At 67.4% G+C, this 14,828-nt stretch carries 15 protein-coding genes; 5 read left to right on the forward strand and 10 right to left on the reverse strand.

Annotated elements, in window-relative coordinates:
* From OK345_RS01165 to grxD, 6 genes are all read right to left on the reverse strand, one after another.
* The gene (locus tag OK345_RS01165) at positions 1-516 is read right to left on the reverse strand and encodes a GspH/FimT family pseudopilin (protein ID WP_265126062.1); all 516 of its coding nucleotides are present in this window, start codon (positions 514-516) and stop codon (positions 1-3) included.
* Positions 517-639: 123 nt separating this feature from the next.
* Positions 640-2,028: a nucleotide 5'-monophosphate nucleosidase PpnN gene (gene ppnN / locus OK345_RS01170; RefSeq protein WP_265126063.1), complete on the reverse strand. Its 1,389-nt coding sequence runs from the start codon at positions 2,026-2,028 to the stop codon at positions 640-642.
* A 243-nt stretch (positions 2,029-2,271) separates the two neighbouring features.
* Positions 2,272-5,523: a TonB-dependent receptor gene (locus OK345_RS01175; RefSeq protein WP_265126064.1), complete on the reverse strand. Its 3,252-nt coding sequence runs from the start codon at positions 5,521-5,523 to the stop codon at positions 2,272-2,274.
* A gap of 217 nt (positions 5,524-5,740) precedes the next feature.
* Positions 5,741-6,343, reverse strand: coding sequence for a YhgN family NAAT transporter (locus OK345_RS01180; RefSeq protein ID WP_265126065.1), 603 nt, complete (start codon positions 6,341-6,343; stop codon positions 5,741-5,743).
* Positions 6,340-7,086 (reverse strand): SDR family NAD(P)-dependent oxidoreductase, encoded by a 747-nt coding sequence (locus tag OK345_RS01185; protein ID WP_265126066.1) that lies wholly within the window; start codon positions 7,084-7,086, stop codon positions 6,340-6,342. Before OK345_RS01185 ends, OK345_RS01180 begins: the two co-directional genes overlap by 4 nt.
* Positions 7,083-7,403: a Grx4 family monothiol glutaredoxin gene (gene grxD, locus OK345_RS01190; protein ID WP_265126067.1), complete on the reverse strand. Its 321-nt coding sequence runs from the start codon at positions 7,401-7,403 to the stop codon at positions 7,083-7,085. Before grxD ends, OK345_RS01185 begins: the two co-directional genes overlap by 4 nt.
* Before the next feature lie 119 nt (positions 7,404-7,522).
* On the opposite strand from grxD, the gene OK345_RS01195 reads away from it, so the two are divergent.
* Positions 7,523-8,101: a superoxide dismutase gene (locus OK345_RS01195; RefSeq protein ID WP_265126068.1), complete on the forward strand. Its 579-nt coding sequence runs from the start codon at positions 7,523-7,525 to the stop codon at positions 8,099-8,101.
* Between the two features lie 356 nt (positions 8,102-8,457).
* On the opposite strand, the gene OK345_RS01200 is transcribed toward OK345_RS01195, so the two are convergent.
* Both OK345_RS01200 and purE read right to left on the reverse strand, forming a co-directional pair.
* Complete coding sequence (locus OK345_RS01200; RefSeq protein WP_265126069.1) at positions 8,458-9,624, reverse strand: 5-(carboxyamino)imidazole ribonucleotide synthase; 1,167 nt, start codon at positions 9,622-9,624, stop codon at positions 8,458-8,460.
* A complete protein-coding gene (gene purE, locus OK345_RS01205) occupies positions 9,621-10,124 on the reverse strand; it encodes a 5-(carboxyamino)imidazole ribonucleotide mutase (RefSeq protein ID WP_265126070.1) in 504 nt (167 codons plus the stop codon). The genes OK345_RS01200 and purE overlap by 4 nt, the downstream gene beginning before the upstream one ends.
* Positions 10,125-10,183: 59 nt before the next feature.
* On the opposite strand from purE, the gene OK345_RS01210 reads away from it, so the two are divergent.
* The 4 genes from OK345_RS01210 to OK345_RS01225 all read left to right on the forward strand — a co-directional run bounded on the left by OK345_RS01210 (position 10,184) and on the right by OK345_RS01225 (position 12,972).
* A complete protein-coding gene (locus OK345_RS01210; protein WP_265126071.1) occupies positions 10,184-10,453 on the forward strand; it encodes a Trm112 family protein in 270 nt (89 codons plus the stop codon).
* Entirely contained in the window at positions 10,453-11,325 is an 873-nt protein-coding gene (nadC, locus tag OK345_RS01215) for a carboxylating nicotinate-nucleotide diphosphorylase (protein ID WP_265126072.1), read from the forward strand. The genes OK345_RS01210 and nadC overlap by 1 nt, the downstream gene beginning before the upstream one ends.
* 180 nt (positions 11,326-11,505) lie before the next feature.
* Complete coding sequence (locus tag OK345_RS01220; RefSeq protein WP_265126073.1) at positions 11,506-12,462, forward strand: DUF2272 domain-containing protein; 957 nt, start codon at positions 11,506-11,508, stop codon at positions 12,460-12,462.
* 159 nt (positions 12,463-12,621) lie between these two features.
* The gene (locus tag OK345_RS01225) at positions 12,622-12,972 is read left to right on the forward strand and encodes a DUF3301 domain-containing protein (protein WP_265126074.1); all 351 of its coding nucleotides are present in this window, start codon (positions 12,622-12,624) and stop codon (positions 12,970-12,972) included.
* A 686-nt stretch (positions 12,973-13,658) separates the two neighbouring features.
* Here OK345_RS01225 and OK345_RS01230 read toward each other — a convergent pair.
* Positions 13,659-14,093: a ClpXP protease specificity-enhancing factor gene (locus OK345_RS01230; protein ID WP_265126075.1), complete on the reverse strand. Its 435-nt coding sequence runs from the start codon at positions 14,091-14,093 to the stop codon at positions 13,659-13,661.
* 79 nt (positions 14,094-14,172) lie between these two features.
* On the reverse strand, positions 14,173-14,808 hold the full coding sequence (locus OK345_RS01235) for a glutathione S-transferase N-terminal domain-containing protein (protein WP_265126076.1): 636 nt from the start codon (positions 14,806-14,808) through the stop codon (positions 14,173-14,175).
* Between the last annotated feature and the right edge of the window lie 20 nt (positions 14,809-14,828).

Below are 14,828 nucleotides of genomic sequence, written 5' to 3' on the forward strand. Positions count from 1 at the left end.
TCATGGACAGGGCCCCTTCGTCACCTTGATTTGTCCTGTTCGATTGATCAGCAGCGACCGCTGCAACGGCTGCGAACCGCATTCATCCGGACGCAGCATCACGACCTGATCGGCGGCCGCGCGCCTGCGCCCGCGGGCGTCATAGGCGATAGTGAGATCGGCGTCGTCGCCGGACACCTTCGGATTGCCGGCAGTGAACCGAAGCACGGTTTCACCGTCGTCAAGGGCCCCATCGCCATTGGTGTCGTCCCATACCAGCCAGCCGTCACCCCAGCTGGCGCCGTCGCAGCTTGCGCCGGCGGTGCTGGCGCAGACCCCGGTCCCATGGGTGTTCTTGATGGCTTCGCTGCGCGCCAGCGACATCGAGGCGATCATCTCGTTGGTCGCTGTCGCGATCCGGTTGGATCGGAGGACACTCTGGAAACTCGGGAAGCCGATGGCCAGCATTACCGCCAAAACGGCAATGGTGATCATCAGCTCGACCAAGGTGAAGCCGGTGTTTCGTCGGAACGGCATACGGTACGCTCCCCAGCGTGATGTCCCAAGGTTGCCCCGTCCGCCCCAGCTCCGCAAGAAACGCGGGACGAACGGTCAACCTGGGCGGATGGACGTCAACGTTTTGACGGAAGCACCCCGACCTCAGGTCACGACCCGGTAGCAGGGCCGGTATTCGCCCGAGATCTTCATCCGGCGCTGTTCGACGAAGGCGCGCAGCAGGCCATCCAGGGCCTGCATCATGTCCGGGGCGCCATGGATCTCGAAGGGGCCGAACTCCTCGATGCGGCGCATGCCCTCTTCCTTGACGTTGCCGGCGACGATGCCGGAGAACGCACGCCGCAGGTCCGCCGCCAGGGCGTCGGCCGGGCGGCCGTGGTGCAGGTCCAGCGCCGCCATCGCTTCATGACTCGGCACGAACGGCTGCTGGTACTCCAGTGGGATGTCGACCGACCAGTTGAAGAAGAACGAATCCTTCTGCGCCAGGCGGTACTCGCGCACCCGCTTGATGCCCTGCGACATCTTGCGCGCCACCGCCACCGGGTCGCCGACGACGATCTCGTAGCGGCTGGCCGCGTCATCGCCCAGCGTGAGGCGGATGAAGCGGTCGATCTGCTCGAAGTACGGGGCGGCAATGGTCGGCCCGCTGAGGATCAGGGGGAACGGCAGCGCCTTGTTCTCTTCGCGCAGCAGGATTCCCAGCAGGTACAGGATCTCCTCGGCGGTACCCACGCCGCCGGGGAAGACGATGATGCCGTGACCGATGCGGACGAACGCCTCCAGGCGCTTCTCGATGTCCGGCATGATCACCAGGTGGTTGACGATCGGGTTCGGCGATTCGGCGGCGATGATGCCCGGCTCGGTGATGCCGATGTAGCGCGTGGTGTGCTTGCGCTGCTTGGCATGGGCGATGGTGGCGCCTTTCATCGGCCCCTTCATCGCACCCGGACCGCAGCCGGTGCAGATGTCCAGGCCGCGCAGGCCCAGTTCGTAGCCCACCTGCTTGGTGTACAGGTACTCGTCGCGGGAAATCGAATGCCCGCCCCAGCACACCACCAGGTTGGGTTCGCTCGGATGCAGGATGCGGGCGTTGCGCAGCAGCCCGAACACCGCGTTGGTGATGCCGTCTGACGATTCCAGGTCCGAGGCGTACTGCGGCCCCAGCTCGATCGCCATGTAGGCCAGATCGCGCACCACCGCGAACAGCAGCTCGGCGATGCCGCGGATGATCTCGCCGTCGACGAAGGCCATCGCCGGCGCGTTGACCAGGTCGATGCGCACGCCCCGGTCCTGCTGCGCCACCTGGATGTCGAAATCCGGATACAGGTCGCGCGCGGCGCGCGGATCGTCCGAGGCGCTGCCGCTGGTCAGGACCGCCAGCGCGCAACGCCGCAGCAGTTCGTGCATGCCGCCGCTGGAGGCATCGCGCAGGCGCGCCACTTCGGCCCGCGACAGCACATCCAGCCCACCGCGCGGGTAGATCCGCGCATCCTGCACCGGCAGCGCCCGCGCCGCCTTTTCTTTCGTTGTCATATCCATGCTTTGCTTCCTCAAGGTTGCCGAATGTAGCGCCGCCCCCTTAAAAAGCAAAACGGCCGGGAATCCCGACCGTTGGATGCATGCCGCCTGCGCTCGCCATTGGAGAGGATCGCCGGTGGCGTTCCTCGCGCCAGCGATCCTACGCGGCCCGCAGCGAGCCCGCAAGCGCCGCCTCAACGGGAAACGGCCGGGTTGCCCCGGCCGTTTCCGTTTACTTACTGCATCAAGTCCGCAGGATCAGAACTTGTACTTCAGGCTCAGCATCATCGACCAGCGCGACACCGCGGTGTTGCCCTTGTCGTTGTTGTTCTCCTGAATCTGCGGATTGTCGGTGGAACCGGTGAAGTTGTAGACGTACTTGCCGGTTTCCGGATCGATACCCGCGTAGTTGGCCACACGACGGGTCGAGTAGAAACCGTAGTCGTCGATCAGGCCCCACTTCTTGTTGAGCAGATTGCCGACATTCATGATGTCCAGCGCCAGCTCGGCCTTGTGTCCCTTGAAGAAGCCGGGGACTTCCTGGCTGATGCGCACGTCGAAGCTGTTGACCCACTTGGCGCGGTGCGAGTTGGCCGGCACCACCTGGCCCTTGTAGCCGGCCAGCTCCGGGGTCTTCTCCAGCCAGTCGAAGAATGCCTTCTCCATGTCTGCGCCACCGGTGAACAGCACATCGCCATAGCCAGCCGGCACATAGAACAGGTCGTTGGTGGTGGCACCATCGCCGTTGACGTCGTTGTAGAAGATGTAGCTGTACGGGCGGCCCGAGCGGCCTTCGTAGAACAGGCCGACGCGGGTGGCGTTGTCGCCGAAGAAGTTGTGCTTCCACTCCACGGTGCCGGTCACGCGGTCCTTGATCGCGTAGCGCGAGTCGTAGGCCACATTCTCGTTGGCATTGAAGATCAGCGTGTTGTTCCAGTTCGAGGTGTTCTGCGAGCTGGTCAGCGGGCTGACTTCCTTGGCGCGGGTATAGGTATAACCCAGCGACCAGCCCCAGTTCTCGGCCATCGGCTTGCTCAGCGAGAAGGTCGCCTGCGAGCTGCTGCCCTTGTCGGTGTTGCGGAGCAGCATCACGTCACCCATATTCGACGGGCGATTTGCCTTCACGCCCGGGCAGAGATCGGCGGCGACTTCTGCCGTGGTGCAGTTGACTCCACGGATCCTGCCAACTTCCATACCGAAACGACCGGCGTTAGCGGGGTCAAGACCGGCATCATTCCAGTAGATGTCGCGGTTATCGGTGGTGCCACTGGTGGTCGGTGCCGCAACATCCAGGCGCTCGAAATACAGGGCATCGTTGACCTTGGTGAACAGCACCTCGGCCGACGCCACCATGCCATACCACGGCAGTTCGTGGTCGAACGCCAGGTTGGCCTTCCACACCGACGGCAGCTTGGTACCCGGGGCAATGATGTCCACGTTCTGGCGGGCAGCGCTCGGGGTCAGGCCTGCAGTCGACGGCGGCACCGTCGGATCAAAGGCCGGTGCATCATCGCCACGCAGATCGTACTCGACGTAGTTCAGACCGGTGTTCTGGTAGGCACCGGCCAGCCACACGTTCGGAGCCGCGCCGCCGAACAGGCCCACGCCACCGCGCAGCTGGGTCGGACGGTCGCTGTCGAAGGTGTAGTTGAAGCCGACGCGCGGCTGCACCAGCTTGTCGTCCACCAGACGGGTGTTGTCGTAGCCGTACAGTTCCTCGATGTCCGGGTTGTACAGGCGCTGGTCGCTGAAGTCCGGGATGTCGATGCGCACGCCGAACATCAGGCTCAGGTTGTAGTTGACCGCCCAGGTGTCCTGCACGAACAGGCCGGTGTTCTTCAGCTTGAACGAGGCCGGGATGTCGTCGCGGCTGCCGTCCGCGCGCGGCGCACGCAGCTGGTACTGGCTCGGGGTACCGTCCAGGAACGCATCCAGATCGGAGAAGGTATACACGCCGTTGAGGTTGCGACCGTAGAAGTTCATCAGGTCGTTGTCGGAATAGTCGAAACCGAACTTGACGGTGTGGTCGCCGACGTACCAGGTACCGGCACCGAAGGCGCTCAGTTCCTTGGACTCGACGATGTTGACGTGGGTGTTCTGCTCGGTACCCAGCAGCAGGGCACTGTTGTTCGGGCCGAATCCATTGATGCGGATATGCGGCAGGTCGACCATCGGAGAACGGATCGCGCTGTAGTCCTTGTGCGAGACCTTGAACTCGGTGGAGAAGTTTTCGCTCCAGTCGGAGAACAGCTCTCCCATCCAGGTTTCATAGGTCTTGGGCTGGGCGTACCAGTGGCTGCTCAGCGAAGCGGTGCTGGTAGCCAGTCCCGGGAACCGCATCACGCTCTGCTCCATCTTGTTGTAACGCAGCGCAGCGCGGTGGTTCTCGTTGATGTTCCAGTCCAGCTTGACCGCGTATTCCTCGATCTCCGTCTTGTTGTCCGGTGCGCTCAGGCTGCCGACGTCATAGCCCTGGCCTGCCATGAAATCCTGCACCTGCTTGATCTGGGCATCGGTGATCTCGCCCCGGCCGTACGGGCCGTCGCTCAGCGAAACACCCGGTGCGGAACGCTCGTACTTCTCGTAGTTGGCAAAGAAGAACAGCTTGTCCTTGACGATCGGGCCACCGAAGGTCATGCCGTAGGTCTTCTCGTCCTCGAAGCCGTTGAAGTCGCTGCGATCGCCCTCGAGACGGCTGCGCACCATGTCCTTGTCGCGGTAGGCGCCGTAAACAGTGCCGTGGAACTCGTTGGTGCCCGACTTGGTCACGGCATTGATCACCGCGCCGGTACCGCCGGAAATGGTGGTGTCGTAGTTGGCCAGGTCGATGTTGATTTCTTCGATGGCGTCCATCGAAACCGGCTGGCGCTCGGTCGGCAGGTTGTTGGACTCCAGGCCGAACGGATCGGAGGCGTTGATGCCGTCGATGCGGATGGCGTTGTAGCGGGTGTTCTGGCCACCAGCGGAGATCGCACCATCAGCCTTGCTGACCTGCGAGATGCGCGGATCCAGGCGGATGTAATCCTGGATGTTGCGGTTGGCCGACGGCAGCGCTTCCAGGGTCTCGCGGTTGATGTTGGAACCGGTGCCCATCTTGTTGGCGCTGAAGATTTCCGAGCCACCGGCCACGGCGACCACTTCCACGCTCTGCAGGGTGGTGACGTCGCCGGTCAGCGCGGCGTTGACGGTATTTACCTGATTCAGGTTCAGGTAAACGCCTTCTTCGGTCTTGGTGCCTTCACCGGGCTTGGTGATGGTGATGCTGTACGGGCCACCCACGCGCAGGCCGCGCGCGTTGTAACGGCCGCTGGCGTCGGTGGTCGCACGGCTGACCGTGCCCGACTCGACGTGGACGATGGTGACTTCCGCACCGGCCACAGGCTGGCCTGCCGAAGAAATCACCTGGCCGCCGACGCCGGCGGAGGTGCTCTGTGCGAATGCCGGAGCAGCCGCCAGCGCGGCGACGAGGCCAAGGGCGAGCTTGGACATCCGGATGCGAGGGTGGTTCATGTGTGGGTAGCCTCGATACGAGTTGGCGATTGGGAAAAAACGCGATCCATCAGCCCCGGGGTCAACCGGGCGCCTGATCGGCTTGAATCTGAGGTGCCTTCCGCAGCGGTTGCAGCCGCAACGGTTAACAACAGATTAACACGATAGCCCCGGATTGTGACGGGATTACGACAGGTTTTTCCCGCAGTGCAACACGCCGATCGGTGTCCCGAACGCCTCAGATTGCAGCCGGCGCCAGCTGCAGATAGGTACCGATCCCGTCCAGGAACATCTGCACCGAAATCGCCACCAGCAGCATCCCCATCAGTCGTTCCAGCGCGGTCAGCGCGCGGGCACCCAGCAACTTGTAGAGCAGCGGCGCCAACATCAGGATGGCCGCCGTCGCCCCCCAGGCGATCAGCAACGCCAGGCTCCAGTCGCCCAGCCGGGTCGGCTCGTTGCTGCCCATCAGCATCACCGCAGCCATGCCCGACGGCCCAGCCACCAGCGGGATGGCCATCGGCACGATGAAGGGTTCGCCGTCGGGAACCGCGCCCATCAGGCCCTCCGGACGCGGGAAGATCATGCGGATGCCGATCAGGAACAGCACGATGCCGCCGGCGATCGCCACCGACTCCTGGCGCAGGTGCATCAGTTCCAGCGCGTACTTGCCGCCCCACAGGAACCCCATCAGCACCACCAGCGCGATCAGCAGCTCGCGCACCAGCACGATGCGCTGGCGCCTGGGTGCCAGCGGCTTGAGCAGGCTCAGGAACACCGGGATGTTGCCCAGCGGATCCAGGATCAGGAACAGCAGCAACGCCGCCGACAGGATGGTCATGCCGGGGGAACCAGCACCTGCCCGCGGTATTCCACCCCCGCGGATGACAGCAGGGTGACACAGGCCTCGGCGTAGGCGGCCGGGTCCGTCGCCTGCAGATCCTCCTCATGGGTGAAGGCACGGGCGCGCAATCCCGTGCGCATCGGGCCCGGCTGCAGCCCGCTGACCCGTACCGGGCCGTTGGCCAGTTCGTGGTGCAGCGACGCCAGCAATCCGCGCAGGCCATGCTGGGCGACGCCATAGCCGCCCCAATACGCCTGCCCCACCCGCTGCGGGTCGTCCAGCGCGAACACCACTGCCGCGTCCTCGCGCTGCCGCAGCAACGGCAGGCAGGCCTGGGTCAACCAGCCGCGGGCGGTCAGGTTGACATGGATGGCGCGCGCGAAGGCCGCCGGGTCGCCCAGTTCGAACGGCGTCAGCCCGGGGAAATCTGCCGCGCAGTGCAACAGGCCGTCCAGGCGCCCCAGCTCGTCGCGCAGGCGCTCGGCCAAGGTGGCGTAGTCGTCCGGGGTGGCGCCTTCCAGGTCCAGTGGATACAGCAGCGGCTCCGGCCCGGCCTTGGCCACCGCGTCGTAGACCCGGTTGAGGCGGGCCGGCTTGCGCCCCAGCAGCACCACGGTGGCGCCCGCGGCGGCACAGGCACTGGCGGCGGCGCTGCCCAGCCCGCCGGCGGCGCCGGCGACCAGCACCACCCGCTCGGCCAGCGGCGACGTCGTCGCCGGATCCCGCAGGACAGTGCTCACGATTGGCCGGCCTCGGCCACGATGCGCTTGAGCTCGCCGGACTCGAACAGCTCCAGGATGATGTCGCAGCCGCCGATCAGCTCGCCGTTGATGAACAACTGCGGGAAGGTGGGCCAGTTCGAATAGCGCGGCAGGTTGGCCCGCACCTCCGGCTCCTCGAGCACGTTGACCGTCCGCAGCTGCTCCGCGCCGGCCGCCATCAGCGCCTGCACCGCGCGGCTGGAATACCCGCACATCGGGTACTGGGGAGTGCCCTTCATGAACAGGACGAGGGGATGATGATCGACCTCGGCCTGGATTTTTCCCATCACCGGCATTTGAAACCTCCCTGCGAGTGCGAAAGAACCGTCCGTCCTGGTCGGATAGACTTTCGTGACCGGCGATTGTAAGCCCAGTCCACGGACAGCCGGCGCCCTTTTTGCCACCGATCCGGACCATGCCCGTCGAATTCCCCGACCTGCCCTATCCATCCAACGCCCTGCAGCCGCACCTGTCGGCCGAAGCCCTGGAGCTTCGCCACGGCACCCATCATCGCGCCTGCGTGGATGCGGTCAATGCCGGCATTGCCGGTACCGAATTCGCGGAAATGGGCCTGGAGGAAATCGTCCGCCACAGCCAGGGGAGCCTGTTCGAGGCCGCGGCACAGGCATGGAATCACGGCTTCCAGTGGCAGTGCCTGCACCCGCGCGGCGGTGGCGAGCCGGACGGGCCGCTGGCCGAACGGATCGCACGCCACTTCGGCGATACCCAGCGCCTGCGCGAGGAGTTCAACCGCGTCGCACTGTCGATCTTCGGTTCCGGCTGGACGTGGCTGGTGCAGCACCCCGACGGTGCGCTGACGGTGATCGGCACCCGCAACGCGGCCACGCCACTGACTGGCGACAGCATCCCGCTGCTGGCCTGCTGCGTGTGGGAGCACGCCTATTACCTGGACTACAGGAACGACCGGGCCAGCTACCTGGACGCCTTCTGGAAGCTGGCGAACTGGGACTTTGCCGCTTCGCGGTTGAGTTGAGGCCGCAAACCCCGCTGCCTGTCTTCCAGCGATAGCGGTTGGCAGCATCGGCGGCGGGGCAGGCCATCGCCAGGGTCGCGCCCGACGCCCCTCAGTTCCTTCGCAGCAGATGTCCCGCTCCGGGACCGCCCCTGCCCGCACAATGATGCAGCAGGCGCAACGAGCGGTCGTCGCCGGCACCGGGACCACGATGGTCCGCAGGGCCTACCACCCACGCGAGCCTCCGCGTCCGGCAGCACCGGACGCCAGAAACGCGGCGACACGATCGACGGGAGCCTGCCGCGCTTGCCGGCACGCCCCTCCGGGCCGCCATGGCGTCTGCCGGGAATGGCCGCGCTCCGGCCATTCCCCGACCGTCAAACCGGCTGCCGGTCGCCCGACGTTCCGCGCAGTGCCGCCACCACCGGCGCCACCTGCGCCTGGCGGCCCAGTTCGTCCCCCACCTTTTCCAGCGCCGTGGCCAGCGCCGCGGCGGCATCGTCGCGCAGCGTGGCGTGGCCGACCTTGCGCCCGTCCCGCGGTTGCTTGCCGTAGTCGTGCCAATGCCCGGCCGGCTGTGCCAGCACCGCACCGGCGTCGGGCATCTGCCCGATCCAGTTCAGCATGCAGGCATGGCCGAGCATGCGGGTATCGCCCAGCGGCAGCCCCAGCACCGCGCGCAGGTGGTTCTGGAACTGCGAGGTCTCGGCGCCTTCGCTGGTCCAGTGGCCGGAGTTGTGCACCCGCGGCGCCATCTCGTTGGCCAGCAGCTCGCCATCGCGGCAGAACAGCTCCAACGCGAACACACCGACGTAATCCAGGCGCTCGGCCAGCTTCCTGGCGTAACCGACCGCCGCCTCGTGCTGCGCCCCGCTCACCCGGGCCGGCGCCAGGCTGGCCGACAGCACGCCGTCGACATGCCAGTTGCCGGTCAACGGCCAGGCCCGGAACTCGCCGTCGCGGCCGCGTACGGCGACCACGCTGATCTCCCGCTCGAAGGCGACGAAGCCCTCCAGGATCAGCCCGGTCCGCTCGACCTGCGTGCCCAGCGCCTGCCAGGCCGCATCGATGTCGGCCTCGCTGCGGATCCGGAACTGGCCCTTGCCGTCGTATCCCAGGCGGCGGGTCTTGACGATGCATGGCGTACCGAACTCGGCGACCCGGGCCGCCAGCTCGTCGCGGCTGCGGATGTCGGCGAACGGCGGCAGCGGGATGCCCAACTCCCGGAACAGGGTCTTTTCGCTGAGCCGGTCCTGCGCCACCGCCAATGCCTGCGGGTTGGGGAACACCGGTCGCCGTTGCGCCAGCCACTGTGCGCTGCTGGCCGGCACGTTCTCGAAATCGAAGGTCACCACGTCGACCTTCGCCGCGAACTCGGCCAGTGCCTCCGGATCATCGAACGCGCCCACCTGCAAGGGCGCCACCTGCCCGGCGCAGGCATCGGCGGCCGGGTCGAGCACCACGAAGCGCAGCCCCAGCGGGGCACCGGCCAGTACCATCATCCGCGCGAGCTGGCCGCCGCCGAGTATCCCGACCGTGGTCATTGCCGCGGATCGTCGCTGGCCATGACGTCCTCGGTCTGGCGCTGGCGGAAGGCATCCAGCGCCTGGCCGATCGCCGGCTGCCCGGCCGCCAGCATCGCTGCGGCGAACAACGCCGCATTCGACGCGCCGGCATTGCCGATGGCGAACGTCGCCACCGGGATGCCGGCCGGCATCTGCACGATCGACAGCAGCGAGTCCATGCCGTTCAGCGCCTTGCTCTGCACCGGCACGCCCAGCACCGGCACCGCGGTCTTGGCGGCCAGCATGCCCGGCAGGTGCGCCGCGCCGCCGGCGCCGGCGATGATGGCGCGCAGGCCGCGGCCGCCGGCCTGTTCCGCATAGTCGAACAGCACGTCCGGCGTGCGGTGCGCCGACACCACCCTCACTTCGTAGGGAACGCCCAGCGCATCGAGCTTCTGGGCCGCGTGTTGCATGGTCTCCCAGTCGGAACGGGAGCCCATCACGATGCCGACAAGCGGCGCGGATTGGTTGGGGTTCATTGGCCGTCGCCTATCTCAAAGACGTATTCTAGCCACCTTCCCCGCAAGACCAAGACCCGATGGACCGCAAACTGCTCGACCTGCTGTGCTCGCCCGACACCCGCCAGCCCCTGTCCCTGCTGGATGCGCGCGGGCTCGATGCCCTCAACCGGGCCATCGCCAGCGGTGCCGTGGCCCGTGCCGACGGCAGCGCGCAGACGCAGGCGCTGCGCGAGGCGCTGGTCACCCGCGACCGCAAGCAGGTCTTCCGTGTCGACGACGGCATCCCGGTGCTGCTGGCCGAAGAGGCCATCGCCACCAGCCAGATCGCCGACTTCCCCGAAAAGTGATGCCGCCCCATCCGCCGACCGCCCCCGATCCGGCACAGGTCGAGGCCGACGTCCGTCGCGCCCTGGCCGAGGACATCGGCAGCGGCGACGTCACCGCCGCGCTGCTGCCGGACACCGCCGACATCGCTTACCTGCTGTGCAAGCAGGACGCGGTGGTCGCCGGGCGGCCGTGGTTCGACGCCACCCATCGCGCGCTCGATCCGGCGGTACGGATCGACTGGCGTGTGACCGAGGGCCAGCACGTCGCCGCCGGTACGGTGCTGGCGACGCTGCACGGCCGCAGCCGCAGCCTGGTCAGCGCCGAGCGCACCTCGCTCAACTTCTTGCAGACGCTTTCGGCCACCGCCACCACCACCGCGCGCTACGTCGCGGCAGTGGCCGGCACCGGCACCCGCATCCTCGACACCCGCAAGACCCTGCCCGGCCTGCGCCTGGCGCAGAAGTACGCGGTGCGGTGCGGCGGCGGTGACAACCATCGCATCGGCCTGTTCGATACGGTGATGCTCAAGGAAAACCACATCCGCGCCGCCGGCTCGCTGACCGGTGCGGTGCAGGCCGCGCGCGCGCAGCAGCCCAGCCTGCCGCTGGTGGTGGAGGTGGAGGACCTGGAGCAACTGCGCGAGGCGCTGCAGGCCGGCTGCGAGCGCATCCTGATCGACGACTTCACTCCCGCCATGCGCCGCGAGGCGGTGCGCATCGCCGCCGGCCAGGCTCCCGAAAAGCGTGTTCCGCTGGAAGTGTCCGGCAGCGTCGACCTGGCCGGCGTGCGCGCGATCGCCGAGGACGGCGTGGACTGCATTTCCATCGGCGGCCTGACCAAGCACGTGCAGGCGATCGACCTGTCGCTGAAGCTGGGGCCGCCGCCGGGTTGAGGCCGGCGAACTCCCTGTAGAGCCGAGCCCATGCTCGGCTGCTTCCCGATTGTCCCGAACCCTGTTCGCGCTTCGCGCGATGAGCCGAGCATGGGCCCGGCCCTACAGAAGCGGGGCGCCTTCACGGCTCGGCCACGCCCGCCTCTGCGACGCTGCGGCCATCCCCCACAGGAGCCGCGCATGCGCCGGATGCCCTTGCCTGCCTGTCTGGTACTGGCGGTGGCGCCCTTGTCCGCAGCCGCCGCCGAAGTCTGCGACCTGCCGCCCCGCTATGGGCTGAGCCCCACGGCGATCGCCGTCGTCCGCGCCGCCTGCAACGAACACCGGCTGTGGCACCGCCCCTTCATCGATCGCCAGGGCCGGGCGGCGCGGCTGGACGTCACCGAGGCGGAAAGCGCCGATCTCGCCGACCAGGGCCTGGTCGCCTGGCAGCGGGTGGCCGGCTACTGGCGCGAAAGCGGCACCCTGTCCGCACTGGACGACCTGCCCGGCGCGCGCAGCTGCCAGGCACCGCTGGGCTCGCGCTACCTGGAATCGGATTGCCGTGCGTTCCTGCTCGACAATCCCTGGTCGGCCGCGTTCGTCTCCTGGGTGATGGGCCGCGCCGGGGTGGCGGGATTCGCCCGTTCGCCGCGGCACATCGACTACATCCGCCAGGCGTTCGACAGCCGTCCCGGCGCACCCTACCGGCTCGACGATCCCGCCACCGGCAAGCCCGCACCCGGCGACCTGCTGTGCTTCCTGCGCGGCGGCGATGTCCCGCGCGGCCACGCCGGGCTGCGGCAGGCGCTGGCCGACAACCGCGCCGCGCACTGGAAGACCCATTGCGAGATCGTGGTCGCGGCCAACGTCGGCGGCGACCGCACCCTGTACCTGATCGGCGGCAACGTGCTCAACGCGGTCACCCTGCGCATGCTGCCGCTGGACCGCAGCGGCCGTCTCGAACCACCGCAAGCTCCCGCCACCGGCGAAGGCGAAACGGCGGCCTGGCAACCCGGCTGCACCCCGGCGCGGGAAGCCGAGTGCGATTTCAACCGCCGCGACTGGGCCGCGCTGCTGAAGCTGCAGGTTCTACCCGCTCCGACGATGTCGCCACCGCCTCCCGGCACCGGCGAGGGCCTCCCGCCATCGCGATGAGCCCCACCGCCAACCGGTGCCGGATCGTCCCGGGCTCATCCCGGCAAGCGCATCCCTGTAGGCCTGAACACCTGCTCCCCGCGTACCGGACCGCACCAGCCCGCAGACATGTCCGCCGATACCGTTCCCCTTTGCCGGCGCCCCGCCTAAAGTAGCCGCATGCCTAGCCTGATCCTGCTGATGATTGCCGGCGCTGCCGCCTACGCCTTCTGGAACTCCTCGCGCGCAGCCGCCGAACGTGCCGGCGAACTGGGCCGCAACGCCTGCCGCGCCGCCGACGTGCAGTGGCTGGACCAGAGCGTCCACGCCACCGGCCTGCGCGTGTGCCGCCTGCCCAGCGGCTGGCTGGGATTCGAGCGCACCTTCCGCTTCGATTACTCCTACGACGGCATCGATCGCCACAGTGGCCGCATGGTCCTGCGCGGCGACCAGCTGCTCTCCTTCGTCGGCCCCAGCGCCGCGCGGATCAGCCAGATCCGGCCGGACGCCGAGGATGTCGAGGACGCCTGAGGCCAGACGGCGGCCTGCCCCGTTCCCCTCGGGCCGAACAGCCTTCCCGCGAAAGTCGATGGCAAGGGCATCCCGCCGGAAAGCACATGCCGCGTCCGGCTCGCGCAGCATTCCCCTCGCCGGCAGTCGCAAAAACGGCACCGCGCCCCCGCAGGTTGCGTATCCGGAAACGCCTCCAAGGGCGCATCAACACGCCAAGGGCACATCGCCGGATCACGAGCCGGCAGGTCGTCTCCACCGGCCGGCACGCTCCTGGCGTGACCTGTAGCGGCCAACGACACCCGCCGTTCCCGTGCAGGCGTACAGGTACGAGAAGCTCCACAACAGCGCAAAGCGCGGGTCACCCGGCGACTTCGCCCCTTCCACCGTCGTCCCCGCGCAGGCGGGGACCCGGCCGCTTTCGCGCAGAATGAAACGACAGCCGCAGAAACAACCCGGTTTCATCCGGCATTGCAGGCAAGTCTCCGGATCCCCGCCTGCGCGGGGACGACATTCTGCCGGGGGAGCGATGCGGAGCCCCGTCTTGCCCGGACATCCATGCCTGCACCATCTCCATCGCAATGGCCCGTCGTCCTGCGGCAACGTGGAGCAGCAACGCGGGAAAGCACGCGCGCTGCCGCGCATCCGACAGCGCAGGCTAGGCAAATCATGACGCTCCCGCACGGATGCGCGGAAGCATCGCTTGCCTACTTGACCACCCGCAGGTGCGGGCGCTTGCCGGCGGTGGGCGGCTCGTCCGGCGGCGAGGTCGGAGGCGGCAGGTCGTCATCCGGCGGACCATCGCTGCCGGCGATATCGTCGGGCAATGCCATGCCCTGCCCGGTCTCGCGCGCATAGACCGCCAGCACCGCGGAGATCGGCACCTGCACCGGGAAGCTGACGCCGGAGAAGCGCGCGGTGAAGCTGACGCCGTCGTTGTCGATCTGCAGGCGCATCACCGCCCGTTCGGCGATGTTGAGCACCACCCGGCCTTCCTTGACCGCGCTGGCGGGAACCTGCACGCCGGGCAGGCCGGCATCGACCAGGATATGCGGGGTCATGCCGTTGTCGTTGATCCATTCCACCAGTGCCCGCAACAGATAGGGACGGTGGCTGGTCATGCGGAAAGTTTCTTCAGTCATGTGACAAGTGTACGCGCCGGCACGCGCCGGTCGTGGCGCGCGCGGCAGAACCGATAAGTCGGCATACAGCCTGCTGCGCTCAGGCCGGCAGGTCGCGCAGCTTCTTTTCCTGGTCGGTCAGGCTGCGGATGAAACCCGGGTTGCGGAAGATGCGGTTGCCATAGTCCTCGATCGCCTTGCCGTCCTTCGGCAGCGGGATATCCAGCGACTGCAGGCGCCAGATGATCGGCGCCATCGCGCAATCGGCCAGGCTCATCTCCGGATTGAGGAAGAACTTGCTGGCCTTGAACAGCGGCACCGAGGCGGTCAGCAGCTCCTTGAGCCGCTTGCGGCCGGCCTCGGCCTGGGACTTGTTGCCGAGCTGGATGGCCTGCACCTGTGGCACCCAGTCATGCTCGATCCGCAGCATCGCCAGCCGCAGGCGCGCACGGGAGAGCGGGTCCACCGGCATCAGCGGCGGATGCGGATAGCGTTCGTCCAGGTATTCGCTGACCACCGAGGCGGCGTACAGCACCAGTTCGCGCTCGACCAGCGTCGGCACCGAATGGTAGGGGTTGAGGTCGATCAGGTCCTCGGGAGGGTTCTGTGCATCGACCGCGACGAAGTCGTAGGTCACGCCCTTGGCCGCAAGCACCAGCCGCACCCGGTGGCACAGCACGTCGTCGTTCGAGGAAAACAGTGTCAGGGTATTCCGCATGCGCACACTCGCCGCCATTCAAGGCTCTCCAACGGCCG

The sequence above is a fragment of the Xanthomonas chitinilytica genome (assembly GCF_026107455.2).
GTDB lineage: Bacteria > Pseudomonadota > Gammaproteobacteria > Xanthomonadales > Xanthomonadaceae > Stenotrophomonas > Stenotrophomonas chitinilytica.

Excerpts from the sequence above, each read along its gene's own strand:
- OK345_RS01165 (WP_265126062.1), bottom strand. The coding sequence starts at position 516 with ATGCCGTTCCGACGAAACACCGGCTTCACCTTGGTCGAGCTGATGATC.
- ppnN (WP_265126063.1), bottom strand. The coding sequence starts at position 2,028 with ATGACAACGAAAGAAAAGGCGGCGCGGGCGCTGCCGGTGCAGGATGCG.
- OK345_RS01175 (WP_265126064.1), bottom strand. The coding sequence starts at position 5,523 with ATGAACCACCCTCGCATCCGGATGTCCAAGCTCGCCCTTGGCCTCGTC.
- OK345_RS01180 (WP_265126065.1), bottom strand. The coding sequence starts at position 6,343 with ATGACCATCCTGTCGGCGGCGTTGCTGCTGTTCCTGATCCTGGATCCG.
- grxD (WP_265126067.1), bottom strand. The coding sequence starts at position 7,403 with ATGCCGGTGATGGGAAAAATCCAGGCCGAGGTCGATCATCATCCCCTC.
- OK345_RS01195 (WP_265126068.1), top strand. The coding sequence starts at position 7,523 with ATGCCCGTCGAATTCCCCGACCTGCCCTATCCATCCAACGCCCTGCAG.
- OK345_RS01200 (WP_265126069.1), bottom strand. The coding sequence starts at position 9,624 with ATGACCACGGTCGGGATACTCGGCGGCGGCCAGCTCGCGCGGATGATG.
- purE (WP_265126070.1), bottom strand. The coding sequence starts at position 10,124 with ATGAACCCCAACCAATCCGCGCCGCTTGTCGGCATCGTGATGGGCTCC.
- OK345_RS01210 (WP_265126071.1), top strand. The coding sequence starts at position 10,184 with ATGGACCGCAAACTGCTCGACCTGCTGTGCTCGCCCGACACCCGCCAG.
- nadC (WP_265126072.1), top strand. The coding sequence starts at position 10,453 with ATGCCGCCCCATCCGCCGACCGCCCCCGATCCGGCACAGGTCGAGGCC.
- OK345_RS01220 (WP_265126073.1), top strand. The coding sequence starts at position 11,506 with ATGCGCCGGATGCCCTTGCCTGCCTGTCTGGTACTGGCGGTGGCGCCC.
- OK345_RS01225 (WP_265126074.1), top strand. The coding sequence starts at position 12,622 with ATGCCTAGCCTGATCCTGCTGATGATTGCCGGCGCTGCCGCCTACGCC.
- OK345_RS01230 (WP_265126075.1), bottom strand. The coding sequence starts at position 14,093 with ATGACTGAAGAAACTTTCCGCATGACCAGCCACCGTCCCTATCTGTTG.
- OK345_RS01235 (WP_265126076.1), bottom strand. The coding sequence starts at position 14,808 with ATGGCGGCGAGTGTGCGCATGCGGAATACCCTGACACTGTTTTCCTCG.